Origin of the sequence: Variovorax sp. W2I14 (genome assembly GCF_050435205.1) — a bacterium.
GTDB lineage: Bacteria > Pseudomonadota > Gammaproteobacteria > Burkholderiales > Burkholderiaceae_C > Variovorax > Variovorax paradoxus_C.
Genome location: NZ_JBNDJX010000001.1, coordinates 257,291 through 276,322, shown reverse-complemented (window position 1 = coordinate 276,322; position 19,032 = coordinate 257,291). Strand labels below are relative to the sequence as shown.

General features: G+C 64.9%; 20 protein-coding genes. 5 read left to right on the top strand and 15 right to left on the bottom strand.

Annotation, left to right across the window (positions count from 1 at the left end):
- Window positions 1-3: 3 nt before the first annotated feature.
- The 7 genes from dnaB to ppsA form a co-directional block, all read right to left on the bottom strand.
- On the bottom strand, window positions 4-1,410 hold the full coding sequence (dnaB, locus tag QF040_RS01300; protein ID WP_429609420.1) for a replicative DNA helicase: 1,407 nt from the start codon (window positions 1,408-1,410) through the stop codon (window positions 4-6).
- A 170-nt stretch (window positions 1,411-1,580) separates the two neighbouring features.
- Window positions 1,581-2,033: a 50S ribosomal protein L9 gene (gene rplI / locus QF040_RS01295; protein WP_013540525.1), complete on the bottom strand. Its 453-nt coding sequence runs from the start codon at window positions 2,031-2,033 to the stop codon at window positions 1,581-1,583.
- Between the two features lie 12 nt (window positions 2,034-2,045).
- Window positions 2,046-2,327 (bottom strand): 30S ribosomal protein S18, encoded by a 282-nt coding sequence (rpsR, locus tag QF040_RS01290; protein ID WP_007830781.1) that lies wholly within the window; start codon window positions 2,325-2,327, stop codon window positions 2,046-2,048.
- 21 nt (window positions 2,328-2,348) lie between these two features.
- On the bottom strand, window positions 2,349-2,663 hold the full coding sequence (gene priB / locus QF040_RS01285) for a primosomal replication protein N (RefSeq protein ID WP_013540524.1): 315 nt from the start codon (window positions 2,661-2,663) through the stop codon (window positions 2,349-2,351).
- Between the two features lie 4 nt (window positions 2,664-2,667).
- The gene (gene rpsF, locus QF040_RS01280) at window positions 2,668-3,042 is read right to left on the bottom strand and encodes a 30S ribosomal protein S6 (RefSeq protein WP_007830775.1); all 375 of its coding nucleotides are present in this window, start codon (window positions 3,040-3,042) and stop codon (window positions 2,668-2,670) included.
- Between the two features lie 116 nt (window positions 3,043-3,158).
- Entirely contained in the window at window positions 3,159-3,620 is a 462-nt protein-coding gene (locus tag QF040_RS01275) for a hypothetical protein (RefSeq protein ID WP_429609417.1), read from the bottom strand.
- A gap of 134 nt (window positions 3,621-3,754) precedes the next feature.
- Window positions 3,755-6,148: a phosphoenolpyruvate synthase gene (gene ppsA / locus QF040_RS01270; protein WP_429609415.1), complete on the bottom strand. Its 2,394-nt coding sequence runs from the start codon at window positions 6,146-6,148 to the stop codon at window positions 3,755-3,757.
- 191 nt (window positions 6,149-6,339) lie between these two features.
- Between ppsA and ppsR the strand changes: the two genes are divergently transcribed.
- Window positions 6,340-7,161, top strand: a complete 822-nt coding sequence (gene ppsR, locus QF040_RS01265) for a posphoenolpyruvate synthetase regulatory kinase/phosphorylase PpsR (RefSeq protein WP_306877557.1) — start codon at window positions 6,340-6,342, stop codon at window positions 7,159-7,161.
- A gap of 22 nt (window positions 7,162-7,183) precedes the next feature.
- On the opposite strand, the gene QF040_RS01260 is transcribed toward ppsR, so the two are convergent.
- From QF040_RS01260 to ahpC, 8 genes are all read right to left on the bottom strand, one after another.
- A complete protein-coding gene (locus QF040_RS01260; RefSeq protein ID WP_429609414.1) occupies window positions 7,184-7,978 on the bottom strand; it encodes a heme ABC transporter ATP-binding protein in 795 nt (264 codons plus the stop codon).
- Window positions 7,975-9,012, bottom strand: a complete 1,038-nt coding sequence (locus QF040_RS01255; protein ID WP_429609412.1) for a FecCD family ABC transporter permease — start codon at window positions 9,010-9,012, stop codon at window positions 7,975-7,977. Before QF040_RS01255 ends, QF040_RS01260 begins: the two co-directional genes overlap by 4 nt.
- A 55-nt stretch (window positions 9,013-9,067) precedes the next feature.
- Window positions 9,068-9,967 carry a heme/hemin ABC transporter substrate-binding protein gene (locus tag QF040_RS01250; protein ID WP_429609410.1) on the bottom strand — a complete coding sequence of 300 codons (900 nt, stop codon included), beginning with the start codon at window positions 9,965-9,967 and terminating at the stop codon, window positions 9,068-9,070.
- 33 nt (window positions 9,968-10,000) lie between these two features.
- Window positions 10,001-10,381, bottom strand: a complete 381-nt coding sequence (locus QF040_RS01245; RefSeq protein WP_429609408.1) for a VOC family protein — start codon at window positions 10,379-10,381, stop codon at window positions 10,001-10,003.
- Window positions 10,378-11,460, bottom strand: a complete 1,083-nt coding sequence (locus tag QF040_RS01240) for a hemin-degrading factor (RefSeq protein WP_429609406.1) — start codon at window positions 11,458-11,460, stop codon at window positions 10,378-10,380. Before QF040_RS01240 ends, QF040_RS01245 begins: the two co-directional genes overlap by 4 nt.
- A 37-nt stretch (window positions 11,461-11,497) precedes the next feature.
- The gene (locus QF040_RS01235) at window positions 11,498-13,714 is read right to left on the bottom strand and encodes a TonB-dependent hemoglobin/transferrin/lactoferrin family receptor (RefSeq protein ID WP_429609404.1); all 2,217 of its coding nucleotides are present in this window, start codon (window positions 13,712-13,714) and stop codon (window positions 11,498-11,500) included.
- A gap of 160 nt (window positions 13,715-13,874) precedes the next feature.
- On the bottom strand, window positions 13,875-15,431 hold the full coding sequence (gene ahpF, locus QF040_RS01230; RefSeq protein ID WP_429609402.1) for an alkyl hydroperoxide reductase subunit F: 1,557 nt from the start codon (window positions 15,429-15,431) through the stop codon (window positions 13,875-13,877).
- 90 nt (window positions 15,432-15,521) lie between these two features.
- On the bottom strand, window positions 15,522-16,085 hold the full coding sequence (ahpC, locus tag QF040_RS01225; RefSeq protein WP_013540513.1) for an alkyl hydroperoxide reductase subunit C: 564 nt from the start codon (window positions 16,083-16,085) through the stop codon (window positions 15,522-15,524).
- 260 nt (window positions 16,086-16,345) lie between these two features.
- On the opposite strand from ahpC, the gene bfr reads away from it, so the two are divergent.
- The 4 genes from bfr (at window position 16,346) to QF040_RS01205 (ending at window position 19,011) form a co-directional block, all read left to right on the top strand.
- A complete protein-coding gene (bfr, locus tag QF040_RS01220) occupies window positions 16,346-16,822 on the top strand; it encodes a bacterioferritin (protein ID WP_013540512.1) in 477 nt (158 codons plus the stop codon).
- A 118-nt stretch (window positions 16,823-16,940) separates the two neighbouring features.
- Window positions 16,941-17,588: a PepSY-associated TM helix domain-containing protein gene (locus QF040_RS01215; RefSeq protein ID WP_429609400.1), complete on the top strand. Its 648-nt coding sequence runs from the start codon at window positions 16,941-16,943 to the stop codon at window positions 17,586-17,588.
- A 62-nt stretch (window positions 17,589-17,650) separates the two neighbouring features.
- The gene (locus tag QF040_RS01210) at window positions 17,651-18,151 is read left to right on the top strand and encodes a DUF2271 domain-containing protein (RefSeq protein ID WP_429614594.1); all 501 of its coding nucleotides are present in this window, start codon (window positions 17,651-17,653) and stop codon (window positions 18,149-18,151) included.
- Window positions 18,152-18,201: 50 nt separating this feature from the next.
- Window positions 18,202-19,011, top strand: coding sequence for a DUF4198 domain-containing protein (locus tag QF040_RS01205; protein WP_429609398.1), 810 nt, complete (start codon window positions 18,202-18,204; stop codon window positions 19,009-19,011).
- Window positions 19,012-19,032 lie beyond the last annotated feature (21 nt).

The following is a 19,032-nucleotide window of genomic DNA, read 5'->3' as shown; positions in this document are numbered from 1 at the left end:
GCGTCAGTACTGGTCGCTGTGGCTGTAGCCTTCCAGGTTCTCGAACTTGGTGATCGGCTTCAGGAAGGCCAGCTTGACGGTGCCTGTGGGCCCGTTCCGGTGCTTGCTGATGATCACCTCCGCCACGCCCGGCTCCTTGCTGTTCTTGTCGTAGTAGTCGTCGCGGTAGATGAACATGATGATGTCCGCGTCCTGCTCGATGGCGCCGGACTCGCGCAAGTCGCTCATCATCGGGCGCTTGTCGGTGCGGCTTTCCACGCCGCGGCTGAGCTGCGAAAGCGCGATCACCGGGCACTTGAGTTCCTTGGCGAGCATCTTCAGTCCGCGAGAGATTTCGCCCACGGCCGTCGCGCGGTTCTCGTCGCCGCTCGAGCTGGTGGACATGAGCTGCAGGTAGTCGACCACGATCAGCCCCAGGCGCCCGTACTGGCGCGCGAGCCGGCGCGCATTGGCGCGCAGTTCGCTGGTCGAGAGACCCGGCGTCTCGTCGATGTGCAGCGACACGGTGCGCAGCTTTTCAATGGCTTCGGTCAGGCGCGGCCACTCTTCATCGCTGAGCTTGCCGGTGCGCAGATGCCCCTGATCGATGCGGCCGATCGAGCCGACGATACGCACCGCCAGCTGGGAAGCGCCCATTTCCATCGAGAACACGGCAACCGGCAATCCTTCATTGAGCGCCACATGCTCGGCGATGTTGATCGCCAGCGAGGTCTTGCCCATCGAAGGACGCGCGGCCAGCACGATCATGTCGCCCGGCTGCAGGCCCGAGGTCATCTTGTCGAAGTCGTGAAAACCGGTGCGCACGCCCGTGATGTCGTTCGGGTTCTCGGCCATCTCGGTCACACGGTCGAGCAGTTCGACCACCAGGGCGTCCATGCTCTGGAAGCCCTGCTTCATCCGCGAGCCTTCCTCGCCGATGTTGAAGATCTTCTGCTCGGCTTCGTCCAGGATCTTGTCGACCGGCTTGCCCTGCGGGTTGAAGGCGTTGGTGGCGATCTCGTCGCTGGCCGAGACGAGCTTTCGCAGGATCGAGCGCTCGCGCACGATTTCCGCATAGCGCCGGATGTTGCTCGCGCTCGGCACGTATTGCGCGAGCGAGTTCAGGTAGACCAGTCCGCCGATATCGTCGGCCTTGCCCAGGCTCTGCAACCGCTCGAAGACGGTGATGACGTCGGCCGCCTTGCTGGCATTGATCAGTCCGCCGATGGCGGCGTAGATCAGCTTGTGCTCATGACGGTAGAAGTCGTCGTCGACCAGCAGGTCGCCCATGCGGTCCCAGGCGCCGTTGTCGAGCAGCAGGCCGCCGAGCACGCTCGATTCGGCCTCGATGGAGTGAGGCGGAATGCGCAGTTGGGCGATCTGGCGGTCGGCCGACGGATTACCGTCGGAGTAGGAGAAAACGGCGGACATGGACTTCCCTTGCAACCCTGCATGCTAAGCCGCGCACGGCGCTGCGCTTGTGGACAAGGTTGTGAATAAACAGTGATCTTCCAGTGCAGCGCGCTGGAAAACTCAAGGCACAAAAAAGAAAAGCCGCCCGAAGGCGGCTTCTGCGGCAGCGCACGAGGCGCCGCGAACGATCAGGCGGTTTCGCCGTAGACCGTGACGGTGATCTCGACGACCACGTCGGTGTGCAGCGCAACGGCAACCGTGCTGTCGCCGACGACCTTGATCGGGCCGTTGGGCAGGCGCACTTGCGACTTGGCAACCTTGTAGCCTTGCTTGCCCAGTTCTTCGGCGATGTCGCCGTTGGTGACCGAGCCGAACAGACGGCCGTCGACGCCAGCCTTTTGCGTCAGCTTGACGGTCGTGCCGCCGAGCTTTTCGCCTTGTGCTTGCATTTCAGCCAGCTTGGCGGCCGCAGCCTTTTCGAGTTCGACGCGCTTGGCTTCGAATTCGGCCTTGTTGGCAGCGGTGGCGCGACGAGCGCGGCCCGACGGAATCAGGAAATTGCGCGCGTAACCGTCCTTGACCTTGACGATTTCGCCGAGGGTGCCGAGGTTGACGACCTTGTCCAGAAGAATGACTTGCATGGTGTCGGCTCCTTAGACGCGGTGTTGGTCGCTGTACGGGACCATGGCCAGGAAGCGGGCGCGCTTGATGGCGGTGTTGAGCTGGCGCTGGTAGATCGCGCGCGTGCCGGTCAGGCGTGCGGGGATGATCTTGCCGTTTTCGCTGATGAAGTCACGCAGCGTGTCGATGTCCTTGTAGTCGATTTCCTCGACGCCAGCGACGGTGAAACGGCAGAAGCGCTTGCGCTTGAACAGCAGCGACTGGGTGTTGCGCTTCGGGCGCTTGTCTTTGTTGAATTTCTTGAACGTGGCCATTTGGGGACCTCTTGTCGAAAATTAATCTTGCTGAAAATCCTGGATGTGCAGGACCGGATGCTTGCCGTTGCCCGGTGTCGCGAGAAAACCCTGAAAACGCCAGAGACTTCCCATCGACTGTCTTGCGAGCCGTTCGGCGATGGCGCCGAAGGCAACGGCCTTGAGGGCCGTCTTCACCTGCCGGGGTTTGCCTGCTTCATCGAGCGTGGACTCGTGTTCGAGTCGAAGGTCGATGGCGGGCAGGCCGGCGGGCGTGTATCGCAAGGCTCCGAGTTCGGCAACCGAGGCGGTCAGCAGCAGCTGATTGACACCGGTTGCCAGAGCGGCAGCAGTCACGCCATCAGTTGTTGTTGGCGGCGTATTCGGCCTGCTGGGCCTTGCGGGCTTCTTCGCGCTCGACCGTCTTCATCATCGACGAAGGACCGGTTTCAGCCTTCTTCTTCTGGACGGTGAGGTGACGCAGCACGGCATCGTTGAACTTGAACGCGTGTTCCAGTTCGCCCATCACGGCTTGCTCGGCTTCGATGTTGACGCACAGGTAGTGCGCCTTGTTGAGCTTGTTGATCTGGTAAGCCAGCTGGCGGCGGCCCCAGTCTTCAACGCGATGGACCTTGCCACCGCCGGCCGTGATCAGGCCCTTGTAACGCTCCAGCATGGCCGGAACTTGCTCGCTCTGATCCGGGTGGATCAGCAAAATGATTTCGTAGTGACGCATGGCACTCCTTGTGGATTCTTCCGAGGAAGAGGAAAAGCCACCTGCAGCGTCGGGCGCAGTGTGGCAAGGCAAAGCCGGCGATTATAGCCCTGGAATTGACAATCCGGCAAGGCACCTCAGTCGTTGAGGGCCTTGTCCAGAGCGGCGGCCTTCTCCGCGCCGACCGCGGCACGGATCTTGGGTGCCAGCGCCAGCAGGTCTTCGTAGCTCGTCGCGCCTTCGACCTGCAGATTGAGCCGGAACCCCATCAGGCCCAGGCTGCCGGTAAGCTGGATGGCGATGGGATAGGCGTCCTTGTAGCGCTGCTGCTTGCTGCGGCCGGAGGCGTCAGCCGCGGGTGCGGCCGGAGCGACCCGCTTCGCCGCCTCGGCGGGAGCGCTTCCCTCCGCCGGCTCCAGAAGCCCCAGCGCAACCATGTGGTCAATGTCCTCCCGGACGATGCCCATGCCGTTGGCGAGCACCTCGTCGACCGTGCGCTTGCCATCGAAAAGAATGAACGCCGAGCGCTGGCGCGGCGTCATGGGAACCGAGCGGTCCTTCAAGGCCTGCTGGCCCGCTGGCGTCTTCACAAGAATCATGATGGTCTTCCCCTTCCGGGATACGCCCGTGAGTCTCAGAAGTCTGGCATCAAATACGCAATTTGTTTCAAAAACACCCACACCCCGCGGGAATCCCCCCATGGGGATTTCCGCAATCCGGCGTGGGCCGAAGCTCAGCGCTTGGCGAGTTGCTGCCAGGTATCGATCACGCTGTCGGGGTTGAGAGAGATCGATTCGATCCCCTCTTCCGCCAGCCAGAGCGCGAAGTCCGGATGGTCGCTGGGCCCCTGGCCGCAGATGCCGACGTACTTGCCCTGGTCCTTGCAGGCCTTGATGACACGGCTCAGGAGCGCCTTGATGGCCGGGTCGCGTTCGTCGAAATCGGCCGCCAGCAGCTCGAGCCCCGAATCGCGGTCCAGGCCCAGCGTGAGCTGGGTCAGGTCGTTCGAGCCGATCGAGAAGCCATCGAAGTACTTCAGGAACTCTTCCGGCAGGATCGCGTTGCTCGGCACCTCGCACATCATGATCAGCTTGAGTTCGTTCTCGCCGCGCTTCAGGCCGTGCTCGCCCAGGAGCGAAGTCACGCGCTCGGCCTGGCCCAGGGTGCGCACGAAGGGCACCATGATCTGCACGTTGACCAGGCCCATGTCGTTGCGCACGCGCTTGAGCGCCTCGCACTCCATCGCGAAGGCCTCGCCGAAATCGGCGCTCAGGTAGCGCGCCGCGCCGCGGAAGCCCAGCATCGGGTTCTCTTCTTCCGGCTCGTAGCGGCTGCCGCCGATCAGCTTGCGGTACTCGTTCGACTTGAAGTCCGACAGGCGCACGATGACCTTCTTCGGCCAGAACGCCGCCGCGATGGTCGCGATGCCTTCGGCCACCTTGTCGACGTAGAAGGCGCGCGGCGAAGCGTGCCCGCGGGCCACCGACTCCACGGCCTTCTTCAGGTCGTTGTCGACGTTCGGATAGTCCAGGATCGCCTTCGGGTGCACGCCGATGTTGTTGTTGATGATGAACTCGAGGCGGGCCAGGCCCACGCCGTGGTTCGGCAGTTGCGCGAAGTCGAAGGCGAGCTGAGGGTTGCCCACGTTCATCATCAGTTGGATGTCGATCTCGGGCATCACGCCGCGCTGCACTTCGGTCACTTCGGTTTCGAGCAGGCCGTCGTAGATGAAGCCGGTGTCGCCCTCGGCGCAGCTCACGGTGACCAGCGTGCCGTCCTTCAGCAAGTCGGTTGCGTCGCCGCAGCCGACCACGGCCGGAATGCCCAGTTCGCGCGCAATGATGGCCGCGTGGCAGGTGCGCCCGCCGCGGTTGGTGACGATCGCGGCGGCGCGTTTCATCACTGGTTCCCAGTTCGGATCGGTCATGTCGGTGACGAGCACGTCGCCGGCCTGCACCTTGTCCATTTCGCTGATGTTGTGCACCAGGCGCACGGGGCCGGTGCCGATCTTCTGGCCGATGGCACGGCCTTCGGCGAGCACTGCGCCCTTGCCCAGCAGCTTGTAGCGCTGCTCGGCCTTGCCCTGCTGCTGGCTCTTCACCGTCTCGGGGCGCGCCTGCAGGATGTAGAGGTGGCCGTCGGTGCCGTCCTTGCCCCACTCGATGTCCATCGGACGGCCGTAGTGTTCCTCGATGACCAGTGCGTACTTGGCCAGTTGTTCGACGTCGGCGTCGCTCAGCGAGTAGCGGTTGCGCTGCTCGGCCTTGACGTCGGTGGTCTTCACCAGCTTGCCGGTCGCCTTTTTCTCTTCGGGCGTCGCGAACTCCATCTGGATCAGCTTGGAGCCGAGGTTGCGGCGGATGACAGCCTTCTTGCCGGCGCGCAGCGTCGGCTTGTGTACGTAGAACTCGTCCGGATTCACGGCGCCCTGCACCACCGTTTCGCCGAGGCCGTAGCTCGAGGTGATGAACACCACCTGGTCGAAGCCCGACTCGGTGTCGATGGTGAACATCACGCCGGCGGCGCCGAGGTCGGAGCGCACCATGCGCTGCACGCCCGCCGAGAGCGCGACCACGTCGTGCTCGAAGCCCTTGTGCACGCGGTAGCTGATGGCGCGGTCGTTGTAGAGGGAGGCGAACACCTCCTTCATCTTGTGCAGCACGTCGTCGATGCCGACCACGTTCAGGAAGGTTTCCTGCTGGCCCGCGAACGAAGCGTCGGGCAGGTCTTCGGCGGTGGCCGAGGAACGCACGGCGAACGAGGCTTCCGGGTTGCCGGCGCTCAGCGTGGCAAAAGCCTCGCCGATGGCTTTCTGCAGGTCGGCCGGGAAGGGCTGCGACTCGACCATGGCGCGGATCTCGGAGCCGGCCGTGGCCAGGGCGCGCACGTCCTCGGTGTCCAGCGCGGCGAGGCGCTTGCTGATCTTGTCGGCCAGGCCGTCGTGGGCCAGGAACTGGCGGAAGGCGTGGGCCGTGGTCGCGAAACCGGTGGGCACCCGCACGCCCTGGGGCAGCTGCGAGATCATTTCGCCGAGGCTGGCGTTCTTGCCGCCAACCGCCTCGACGTCGGTCATTCTCAGGTTTTCAAACGGTACGACCAGGGCGGTCGCGTCGAAAAGTGCAGACATGGGGAAGCTCCAGAAGTTGAAACCGGTGCTGCATGCAGGCGGCACGGCACGATCGTTGTCGTTGCTTTGGGTGCGGAAGCGGCGTGCATGAGAAGAATGGGGGGTCGGGAAAGCGGATTCCCGATAATGGACCGGATTGTAGGCGTGGCAAGGTCGCCCGCGCCGCAGGACAAGGCCGCAAGAGCAACACCATGCAGACACGCACTGTTTTCTTCATTTCCGACGGCACCGGCATCACCGCCGAGACTTTCGGCAACGCCGTGCTCGCCCAGTTCGAGATGAAGCCGCGCCACGTGCGGCTGCCTTTCACCGACACGGTCGACAAGGCGCATCAGGCGGTGCGGCATATCAACCACACGGCCGAACTCGAGGGCGTGCGGCCCATCGTCTTCACCACGCTGGCCAACATGGACGTGCTGGAAGTGATCGAAACCGGCTGCAAGGGCATGCTGCTGGACATGTTCGGCACCTTCGTGCGGCCGCTGGAAATCGAACTGGCGGTGAAGTCCAACCACCGCATCGGCCGCTTCAGCGACGTGAGCAAGAGCAAGGAATACAACGCCCGCATCGCCGCCATCGACTTCAGCCTGGCGCACGATGACGGCCAGAGCAACCGCGACCTGCAGGGCGCCGACGTCATCCTGGTCGGCGTGAGCCGCAGCGGCAAGACGCCCACCTCGCTCTACCTGGCGATGCAGCACGGCCTGAAAGCCGCCAACTACCCGCTGATTCCCGAGGACTTCGACCGTCGCCAGCTCCCGCCGGCCCTGATGCCGCACCGCAAGAAGATCTTCGGCCTGACGATCCAGCCCGAGCGCCTGAGCGAGATCCGCAACGAGCGGCGGCCCGATTCGCGCTACGCGAGCCTGGAAAACTGCCGCCACGAGGTGAGCGAAGCCGAAGCGATGATGCGGCGCGCCGGCATCCGCTGGCTCTCGACCACCACCAAGTCCATCGAGGAAATCGCGACGACGATCCTGCAGGAGCTGCGGCCGGAGCGGCTGACTTACTGAGCCGCGACTTCTAGGCAATGGGCTAGCCGAACAGGTACTGCACCGTGCCGTCCGCGCTCGTGACCGGCTGGCAGGGCATGCCCCAGACCGACTCGATCAACCCGGGCTGAAGCACCTCGGCGGTCGGCCCCTGCCGCAAACCGTCCGCGGCACCCAGCACCACCACCTCGTCGGCATAACGCCGCGCCAGGTTCAGGTCGTGCAGCACGGCCACCACGCCCACGCCGCGCGCCGCCCAGGCGCGCAGCAGGCGCATCGCGGAATGCTGGTGCGCCAGGTCCAGGGCCGCAGTGGGCTCATCGAGCAGCAGCCAGCGAGTGCCGCCATCGGGGCGTGGATGCCAGAGTTGCGCCAGCGCTCGCGCCAGATGCACCCGCGCCTTCTCACCGCCCGAGAGCGTGTTGAGAACGCGGGGCGCCAGCACCGTGACATCGGTCAGCGCCATCGCCTCGGCAATGATCCCGTCCTCGTCGCGATCGGGCGCCCGGCGGTGCGGGTAGCGCCCGAGCGCGACGATGTCATGGGCGGTGAAGTCGAAAGCGACCGCACTCTCCTGCGGCATCAGCGCGCGGCGCAGCGCCAGCGTCGGCATGCCGTGGTCCGCGAGCGGCCGGCCGTCGAGCGTCGCCCTGCGCCGCGTCGGTTCGCGCTGGCCGGACAGCACCGAGAGCAACGTCGACTTGCCCGCGCCGTTCGGCCCGAGGATCGCGGTCACGCGGCCCGGCGCCAGTTCGACGGAGGCATTCGCCAGCAGCGTCTTCGCGCCGATGCGCACCTCGACGCCCGTGCACGCCAGCGCGCGATGCCCCGCCGTCATATGCGTCCCCTGAAATGCCGCAGCATCAAGAGGAACATCGGCACCCCAATGAAGGCGGTGAGCACGCCCAGCGGCAACTCCGCAGGCGCCATCACTGTGCGCGCGACCGTGTCGGCCGCCAGCACCAGCGCAGCGCCCAGCAGCGCGGAGGCCGGCAGCACGATGCGGTGATCGGGCCCCGCCACCATGCGCACCCAGTGCGGCGCGATCAGCCCGATGAAGCCGATGATCCCGGTCGTGGCCGTCACCGCGCCGACGGCCACCGCCGTGATGACGATCGCCCGCCGCTTCGTCCGCTCGACGTCCACGCCGAGCAGCGCCGCCTGCGCCTCCCCAAGCGCAATGGCGTTCAGCGGCGATGCGAGCGAGGCCGCCGCCCAGCATGAGAGAAACACCGCCGCGCCCACCAGCATCACCGCGCTCCACCGCGCCCCGCCCAGGCTCCCCAGCAGCCAGAACTGCAGGCTGCGCAACTGTTCGTCGGTCGCCATCACGCTCAGCAACCCGAGCCCCGCGCCCGCCAACGCATTGATCGCAATGCCCGCCAGCAGCATCAGCGCCATCCGCGTGCCCCCCTCGCTGCGCGAGAGCCCGTAGATCAGCAGCGTCACGAGAAAACCGCCGCCGAAGGCCATGAGCACCAGCGTCCAGCTGCCGAGCGTGCGCGGCAGCACCGGCCACAGCCACGCGCCCAGCACGATGGTGATGCCGGCCGCCAGTGCCGCGCCGCTGCTGATGCCGATGAGCCCGGGGTCCGCCAGCGGATTGCGGAACAGCCCCTGCATCAGCGTGCCCGCCATGCCCAGCCCCGCGCCCGCCGCGACACCGAGCACGAGGCGCGGCAGCCGTATGTTGAAGAAGACGAGGTGCTCGGGCGACTGGTCGACACCGCCCTGCCCCAGCGAAGTCAGCACGTTCAAGAGCTGCGAAAGACTGATGGCGTAGGCACCTGACACGGCCCCCACCGCGAAGGCTGCGACGAGCAGCACTACGCTGCCGCCCAGCACGGCACGCGCCCCGAAGCGTTGGCTCATTGGGCAGCCTTCGCGCTTCGCGCTGCGGTATTCGCCTTGGGAGCGGTCCGACGGCTCATGCCAGCGCGGCCTGGAACTTGTCGTGCAGCTCGCCGATGGCGGCCGGCAGCCGAGGGCCGAAGCCCAGCAGCAGCAAGGCGTCTTGCGCGATCAGCGCGCGCTTCCTGTAGGCCGGCGTGAGCGCCAGTTCGGGCCGCTCCCAGAACCTGTCGATGCCGCCGTGCGCCTCGATGCCTTGCGTGCTCGTGAGGATGATGTCCGGTGCGGCGCTCGCCATCGCTTCGGCCGTCATCGGCCGGTAGCCCTGGAAGCCGCCCAGCGCGTTCACGCCGCCGGCAAAGCCGATCACCGAATGCGCCGCAGTCTTCTCGCCCGAGACCTGCGGGCTCGCGCTGTGCGAGAGCACGAACAGCACCTTGGGCTTGCGCCCCTTCGACGCGCCCACGCGCTGCTGCACCTGCGCCCATTCGGCATCGAGCCGGGCCTGCAGTTCGCGCGCCTCTGCTTCCTTGGCAGCGGCGCGGCCTACGGCCTGCACCTTGCGCTGCACTTCGGCCCAGGTGTGGTCGGCCTCGATGATCTCGACCTTGACGCCGGCCGTGCGGATCTGGTCGAGCACCACGGTCGGGCCCGACTCGTTGGTCGCGATGACCGCGTCGGGCTTCAGGGACAGAAGCCCTTCGGCCGAAAGCTGGCGCATGTAGCCCACCTTGGGCGTGCTGCGCGCGGCGGCGGGATAGAGGCTGGTGGTGTCGGTGCCCACCAGCTGACCCTCGGCGCCCAGGATGTACACCACTTCGGTGATCGCGCCGCTGACCGTCACCAGCCGGGGCAGGCGCTTGTTTTGCGCGAGCGCGGGCCAGGCGGCGGCGCCGAATGCCGACGCGGAAAGAACGCGCAGCACGTCGCGGCGGCGTGCCGATGGAGGAAGAAGCAGGTCGTGTCGTTCGGTCATGGAGTCGCAGCCAGCGAAAGGTGGAGGTGCAGATCAGCCGCGCCGGGGAATGTTGTGCGCGATGCGCCAGAGCACGCCGCTGGGGTCGGTCAGCGTGAAATCGACCATGCCCCACGGCCGCTCTGCGGGCGGCGTGGTGCTGACGCCGTAGCGCTCGGCCAGCCGCTGAGCCCGCACGCGAGCCCACCACGCATGCGCGTCGTCGACCAGCAGATGCATCATGAAATTCTCGGCATGGCGCTGCTCGTAGAACTGCTGCAGCAGGAAGCTGCTGTTGCCGTGCAGGAAGTAGGCGATGCCGTCTTCGTTCGACGCCATCGTGAAACCCAGGTCCCGGTAGAAGTCGCACGACAGCGCGAAGTCCTTCGCCGGCACGAAGGCCTTGATCTCCACGACGTTCAGCGCGGTGCTCACAGCGCCTCCTCCCCGGGGGTGGCCACGCGCGAGAGCTTGCGCACGATCTGGCGCCACTCCGCGCGCTCGGGAACGCCCGGCTTGCGGGCGCCGAAGAACATTGCCATCAGCTCACCCTCGCCGTCGAAGGCTTCGACCGAAGTGACGACACCATCGCTGGTCGGCTTCTCGACGATCCAGACGCTCGCGATTCGGTCTTCGCGCAGGTGCAGGTTGAAGTCGGGGTCGAGCACGTTGAGCCAGAGCATCCCGCGAATCTCCATCGGCTCGACGCGCACGATGGGACCGGAATGGATCTGGATGCAGCCCGGACTGCCGACGAACACCATGATGGGCGTGCCGTCGAACGTGGCCTCCTGCAGCAGCTCGCGCACCGCCGACGTTTCCGCGCGCTGCGTGAACTCGCCCTCGGTGAGACGAAAGCTCTGCTGGCGCTCGACGCCGAACTTGTTCAGGAGGCCGAAGAACTCGTGCGTGTCCTGCATGCCGCGCCAGGCTTCCGAGAGCCCGCTCGCGTCGATGGCGCTGTCGTCGCGCGGCGCGGCCTTGGGATCAGCCGGCACGAACTGCACGGGTGCGTCGGGTGTGGTGTAGGTGTCGATGACCGACTGGAACGCGTCGCGGTCCGTGGCCTCGCGCACGAAGATCTTGTGGACCGCCAGGCCGTTCGCATTGAAGAACTGCAGGCTCAGCGAAGGCGGCACGCCGGCATTGGCGGCCGCTTCGCTGACCGCGAACCCGGCATGCCAGCGGCTGAAGAAAAGACGCAGATCGATCGCCTCGCCCAGTGCGAGCCCCATCGCCTCGCTGCCGGAGACCTTCTCGTAGACACCGGTCTTCTCGTGCACCGTGGTCTCGTTGCGCGTGAGCGCGAGCACGGGGCCGCACAGTTCCAGCGCTTGCAGCAACTCGACCCACGGGCCCTTCAACGGCGTGGCGCGCAGGGGCTTGTCGTGCGTGCCCGCGTGTGCGGCGATGGCGGCGCCTTCGCTCAAGGCCATGGCCGCAGCGGCGTCCTTGTGACGCATGCCCTTGGCGCGCAGTTCGGAGAAGCGGGTCCGGATTTCTTCGGCGTTCATCGGGTTTCCTTTGTTGTCGGCGGTTGCGATGGCTGGATCAGAAATCCGCCACGAGCGAGACGTTGAAGCTGCGGCCCGGCTGGCTGTAGGCATCGCGCAGCGCCGATGTCGTTGTCAGCCCACGCACGTCGCTCCACATCCAGTAGCGCTTGTTGGTGAGATTGGTCACCGAGGCGTTCAGGCGCAGGTCCTTCTTGATGCGCCACTGCGCGCTGATGTCCAGCGTGGTGGCCTGCGGCGTGCGGAATTGCAGGCCGGTGGTCACCTCGCTGCGATCCACGTCGCTCCACTTCTTGGCGCCATGGTGAACCGCATCGAGGCGAACACTCCAGGCCGGCGCCTGGTACTTGAGGCCGGCGCTGAACTTCTGCGGGTCGATGGAATTGAGCGGCCGGTTGTCGGTGCGATCGCGCCCGCGCGTCTGGCCGTAGGCAAAGGGCACCGAGAAGCCGTTGCCGTTCTCGGTGAAGTCGAGTTCGCCCTTGATCTCGAAGCCGCTGATGCGCGCGCGCCCGACGTTGACCGACTGGAACGTCGCCGGATTGACGCGCGAGCCGAACACGCCGCCCACCTGCCGGTCGTTCTCGATCAGGTCCTTGTAGTCGCCGGTGAACGCAGCCACGTCGAAACTCAGCACGCCGGCCTTGCCACGCACGCCGAATTCGATGTTCTGGCTCTTCTCGGGCTTGAGGTTCGGGTTGGGAATCGTCCTGTAGCCCGAGATCACGTTCTCGAAGAAATTGTTGACCTGGAAGGCGTTGGGCGCCTTGAAGCCTGAGGCGTAGTTGCCGTAGATGCTGAACTGCGGCGTGGCGCGGAACAGCACGCCGAGCTTGGGCGACACCGCGGAGCCCGACAGCGACACCGCCTGCGCGTTGAAGCCCGCCTGCTTCGCATCGAGCGAGAAGCGGTCGAAGCGGATGCCGGGCGTGATGCTCCAGCGGTCGTGGATGAACTCGTCCTGCACATAGAAGGCCGACGAGGTCTCGCGGGTGTCGGGAAAGCGCTTGAGCGGATAGCTCTCGCCGGCCGGCGGCACGAGGCCGGTCTGCAGGTTCTCGACATTGGTGCGGGTGTAGTCGAATCCGTAGGTGATCTTCTGCGCCCAGTCGCCCATGCGGATGGTCTTGCCGGCCTGCAGGCCGAGCTGCCAGGTGTTCTCGTCGTAGGTGACGTCGCGCGTGCGGTCGGCGGCGGTGAAGCGGTCTTCGTAGATGTACTCGCGCGACTTGGCCTTCTGGTAGCTCACCACCGCGAGCAGGCTGTCGGCCACCGCGGTGTTCAGGCGCAGGCGCCCTTCGTAGGTGAGACGGTCGCGATCGAGATCGGTCTTCGCGTTGAGGCCGACGACCGAGATGGACGCATACGGCGGCTTGGCAACGCCGGAGAGCAGGTCGTAGCGGCTGCTCTTCTCGACGTGCTCGAAGGTGAACGAATGGCGCTGGTCGGCATTCGGCGTGAGGATGGCCTTGGCCAGCAGCGAGCGGGTGTTGTCGCGCTGCGGATTGGGCGTGGTTCGGTCGACGTTGGGCACGTCGAGCCGGCCCATGTTCTCGAGCTCGCTCGCGCGGCCGAGGTTGGCGGAGATGAGCCACTCGAGCGCATCGTTCGCCTTGCCAGCGAGCGTGACGCCGCCGCGCACGCCGTTGTCTTCGCCGCTGTAGCCGATGTTCGCGCTGCCGCCGAAGGTGCGGCCATCGCGCAGGAACGACGAGGGCTCGCGGGTGATGAAGTTGACGAGGCCAGCGAGACCGTCCGAGCCATAGAGCGCCGACGCCGGGCCCTTGATGATCTCGATGCGCTCGACAAGGCCGATGTCGAAGTAGTCGCGGCCGAAGGCGTTGGCGCTGAAGACATAGCTGCGCGGCGTGCGGATGCCGTCGGTCAGCAGCAGCACGCGGTTGCCGTCGAGGCCGCGGATGTTGAAGCCGGCATTGCCGTCGCGGCCGGTGTTGCCCTGCGCGAGCCCGAAGCGCGCGGGCGAGCGTTTGACCGAGACGTTGGGCAGGTCGCGCACCGCATCGCGGATGTCGTGGATCTGCTTGGATTCGATGTCGTCGCGGTTGATGACCTCGATGCTCAGCGGCAGGTCGTCCTTGGCCTGTTCCGAGCGCGATCCGCTCACCACCACTTCGCCGAGCGCCGCGACTTGCTGGGACCACGCCGAGGTCGTGGCCATGCCGAACCCGGAGGCGATCAGCAGCGGCAGGAGCGCGAGGCGATGAGGGGACGTGCGAGGGGATTGAGTGGCCACGAAAAAGGTCCAGAAAACAGTTGAAAAACTGCTTGCTGGACCCTGATGCGCAGCGAAACTGCGCGCGTGACCTGGCTGGCAATGAGGGGCGAAAAAGAGGTGTTCGCCCGCGCTTTTTATTCTATGAGAATAATTCTCATCTGAACAACTTAAGACTTACTCATGCAGGGGCCGAAGTGCGGATCAGATGGTCGAACGCACCAAGCGCCGCCTTCGCGCCGTCGCCGGCCGCGATGATGATCTGCTTGAACGGCACAGTCGTCACGTCGCCCGCCGCGAACACGCCCGGCACCGAGGTCTGGCCGCGCGCATCGACGACGATCTCGCCGTGCTTCGTGAGCTCGACCACGCCCTTGAGCCAGTCGGTGTTGGGCACGAGGCCGATCTGGATGAACACGCCTTCGAGCTCGACCTTCTTCAGTTCGCCGGTCGCGCGGTCCTTGTAGACGAGGCCGTTGACCTTCTGGTCGCCGGTGATCTCGGTGGTCTGCGCGTTGGTGAACACGTCGACGTTCTTCAGGCTCTTGAGCTTGCGCTGCAGCACCGCGTCGGCACGCAATGCGGTGTCGAACTCGATCAGCGTGACGTGGCCCACGATGCCGGCCAGGTCGATCGCCGCTTCGACGCCCGAGTTGCCGCCGCCGATGACCGCCACGCGCTTGCCCTTGAACAGCGGACCGTCGCAGTGCGGGCAGTAGGCCACGCCCTTGTTCTTGAACTCGTGTTCGCCGGGCACGTTGATGTTGCGCCAGCGCGCACCGGTCGAAATGATGAGCGACTTGGCTTTGAGCGAGGCGCCGCTTTCCAGTTGCACTTCGATCAGGTCGTTGCCGGGCACCAGGGCCTTGGCACGTTGCAGATTCATGATGTCGACGTCGTAGTCGCGCACATGCTCTTCGAGCGCATGGGCGAACTTCGGACCTTCGGTTTCCTTGATCGAGATGAAGTTCTCGATGCCCAGCGTGTCGAGCACCTGGCCGCCGAAGCGCTCCGATGCCACGCCGGTGCGGATGCCCTTGCGCGCTGCATACACAGCGGCTGCCGCGCCTGCGGGGCCGCCGCCGACGATGAGCACGTCGAACGGGTCCTTGGCGGCGATCTTCGCGGCTTCGCGCTCGACGCCGCTGGTGTCGATCTTGGCAAGGATTTCTTCCAGGCTCATGCGGCCCTGGCCGAATTCGGTGCCGTTCAGGAAGACGGTCGGCACGGCCATGATCTGGCGTTCCTTCACTTCCTCCTGGAAGGTGCCGCCTTCGATCATCGTGGTGCGGATGCGCGGGTTCTGGATCGCCATCAGGTTCAGCGCCTGAACGACGTCGGGGCAGTTGTGGCAGGTGAGCGAGACGTAAATCTCGAACTCGAAATCGCCGTCGAGCGCCTTGATCTGGTCGAGCACGGCCTGCTCGACCTTGGGCGGGTAGCCGCCGATCTGCAGCAGCGCAAGGATCAGCGAGGTGAATTCATGGCCCATCGGCAGGCCGGCGAAACGCGGGCCATGGTTTTCGCTCGGGCGATTGACCGAGAACGAGGGCTTGCGGTGGTTGTCGTCGCGGCTTTCGGTCAGCTTGACCAGCGGCGAGGACTCGGCCACGTCCTTCAGCAGCGACAGCATCTCGCCCGAGGCCTTGCTGTCGTCGAGCGAAGCGACGATCTCGATCGGCTGCGTGGCGCGTTCGAGGTAACTCTTCAATTGGGCTTTGGTGCTGGCGTCGAGCATGACGAACTCACTTTCGATAACTGAAAACTATCAACTGGGGACAAAAAAGCCCGGGGCCTCGTGAGCGCCCGGGCTTTCGCACGGGAGCGCTTAGATCTTGCCGACGAGGTCGAACGACGGAGCAATGGTCTTGTCGCCTTCGTTCCACTTGGCCGGGCAGACTTCGTTCGGGTGAGCGGCGGTGTAGACGGCTGCCTTCAGCTTGCGCAGCGTTTCCTTCACGTCGCGGGCGATTTCGTTGGAGTGCACTTCGGCGGTCTTGATGATGCCGTCAGGGTTGATCACGAAGGTGCCGCGCAGTGCCAGGCCTTCTTCGGGGATGTGCACGCCGAAAGCGTTGGTCAGCGTGTGGGTCGGGTCGCCGACCAGGGGGAACTTGGCCTTGCCGACGGCCGGCGACGTGTCGTGCCAGACCTTGTGCGAGAAGTGCGTGTCGGTGGTCACGATATAGACCTCGGCGCCCAGCTTCTGGAACTCGGGGTAGTTGTCGGCCGCGTCTTCGACTTCGGTCGGGCAGTTGAAGGTGAAGGCCGCCGGCATGAAGATCAGCACGGACCATTTGCCCTTGAGCGTCTCGTCGGACACATCGATGAACTTGCCGTTGAGGTAGGCCTGGGTCTTGAAGGGAAGGACTTGGGTGTTGATCAGGGACATGGGTGATTCCTTGGATGCTGCGGGTGGACAAAAAAAGTGCGAGCCATGAGTATAACTACCAATATATAGTTTTCAATAGATATCAACTATTAAAAGTATTGGAGCTTGCTATGTTTGCGATGGGCCGGATGCGGCTTTCGGCAGGCCGCAATACGAACGTGTATCACCATCACACGCATGCAGACCGGCGCAGCATGGGATTGCTTGCAAGCACGCATCCGCCCCTCTGACAATCACTGCTTTCAGAATAAGGAAAAATCATGAAGGGCGACCCCAAGGTCATCGAACATCTGCAGGCGCAGCTCAAGAACGAGCTCACCGCAATCAACCAGTACTTCCTGCACTACCGCATGCTCAAGCACTGGGGTCTGGACAAGCTGGCCAAGAAGGAATACGAGGAATCGATCGGCGAAATGAAGCACGCCGACAAGCTGATGGACCGCATCTTCATGCTCGACGGCCTGCCCAATCTGCAGGATCTCGGCAAGCTGAACATCGGTGAAGACGTGCCCGAACTGCTGCGCTGCGACCTGGGCGCCGAAACCGGCGCGCAAGCCACCATCAAGGACGGCATCCAGCATTGCGAATCGGTGCGCGACTATGTCTCGCGCGACCTGCTCCAGGAGATTTTGGACGACACGGAAGAGCACATCGACTTCCTCGAAACCCAGATCGATTTGATCGACCGCGTCGGCTTGCAGAACTACCTGCAATCGCAAATGGGCGAACTCGAATAAGCGCGATCTTTCGACCTCATGCAACGGGACTTCGGTCCCGTTTTTTATTGCTTTACGTAACTTAACCGCCGCCAAATAGCAGTCATTCTCATTCGCACGGATAGAATCCGCGCCTTCGATGACTGCCGCCGCCCGCCCCGACAACCGCCGCCGTGCCTACTGGCTCAAGACCCTGCACGAATGGCATTGGGTGAGTTCGGCGATCTGCCTCATCGGCATGATCCTGTTCAGCATCACCGGCTTTACTCTCAATCACGCGGGGCAGATCGAGGCGAAGCCGGAAATCACGAAGCTGAACGGCACGATCGACCAGCCCCTGCGCGCCCGGCTCGAACAGCAACTCCCGGCCGCCAAGGCACAGAAAGGCAAGGCGCCCCTGCCCGCCGAGCTGCAAGGCTGGGTCCAGAAGAACTGGGACGTCAGCACCGCCGGCCACGATGCCGAATGGTCCGATGACGAAATCTATCTCTCGCTCCCCCGCCCCGGCGGCGACGCCTGGCTGCGCCTGAGCCTGGCCGACGGCGAGATCGAATACGAGCGCACCGACCGCGGCTGGCTCTCCTATTTCAACGACTTGCACAAGGGCCGCAACACCGGTGCCGCCTGGAGCTGGTTCATCGACATCTTCGCGGGCGCCGCGCTGGTCTTCTCGATCACCGGACTGTTCATTCTCAAGATGCACGCGGGCAACCGGCCGTTCACCTGGCCGATGGTGGGCATGGGCCTCGTCGTGCCTGTGCTGCTCGCGCTGCTGTTCATTCATTGATCTTCGATTCAGGAAAAAGAGGTTTTCCCGTGCACGTTCGCTACTCACTCGCGCCGATCGCCATGTCGGCGTTGCTCGCAACCCCGGCCTTCGCGGCGAGCTTGGCCGTCAACATCGAGATTCCCCGGCTGAACGTTTCCGAGTACCACCGCCCCTATGTGGCGACCTGGATCGAGCGCGCGGACAACACGGTCGCCAGCACCCTCGCCGTCTGGTACGACGTGCGCACCAAGACGAACAACCCCGAAGGCGAAGGCACGAAGTGGCTCAAGGACATGCGCCAGTGGTGGCGTCGCGGCGGCCGCGAACTGGCGGTGCCGGTCGATGGCGTGACCGGCGCGACCAAGCCTGCCGGCAAGCATCAAATGAGCTTCACCGAAGGCTCTGCACCGATGCCCAAGCTCGCACCCGGCGCCTACAAGCTGGTGGTCGAAGCGGCGCGTGAAGTCGGTGGCCGCGAGGTCGTGAGCATTCCGTTCCAGTGGCCGCCCACCGCGGCGGCACAGCCGACCGCGGCGGGCAAGGAAGAGCTCGGCGAGATCAAGCTCGAACTCAAGCCCTGATCGACGACGAACCTCCCTTCTCCGCAAGCTTCATCCATCAAGGACCTCCCATGACCCGCTCCATCCTGCGTGCCACCGGCCTCGCCATCGCCCTGTCGGCCATCGCTTCCGCTTCCATGGCGCACAACGCCTGGCTGCTGCCCTCGTCCACCGTGTTCTCCAAGGCCGACACCGTGTCCGTCGATGCCGCCGTGTCGAACGACCTGTTCGTCGCGAACCACGCGCCGCTGCGGCTCGAAGGCCTGCAGATCACCGCCCCCGATGGCAGCACCGTCAAACCCGAGAGCGAAGCCAAGCTCAAGCTGCGCAACGTGTTCGACGTGAGCGTGGCGCAGCCGGGCACCTACCGCATCGCCGTGGTCAACGCAGGCGCCTTCGCGAGCTGGAAGGACAAGGCCACGGGCCAGAACAAGCGCGCACGCGGCACGGCCGAGACCATCGGCAAGGAAATTCCGGCCGATGCGCAGGAGGTCGCCATCACGCAGTCGTCGGGCCGCGTCGAGACCTTCGTGACGGTCGGAAAGCCCTCGCCGCTCAAGCCGATCGGCCAGGGGCTGGAATTGATCGTGGCCGGCAGCCCGACCGACCTGGTCAAGGGCGAGAAAGCCAGCTTCACGCTGAACCTCGATGGCCAGCCCGCGAAGGACCTCGAAGTGACGGTCACCGCCGGCAACACGCAGTACCGCGACAAGCTCGAGGAAATCAAGCTCAAGACCGACGACAAGGGCCAGTTCAGCGTGACCTGGCCGACGGCCGGCATGTACTGGCTCGATGCCAGCACCAAGGACAACAAGACCACCGTGCCGCAAGCCAAGGAACGCCGCCTGAGCTACGCGGCCACGCTTGAAGTGATGCCCTGATCCCTGAGACGGCGCGCTCCC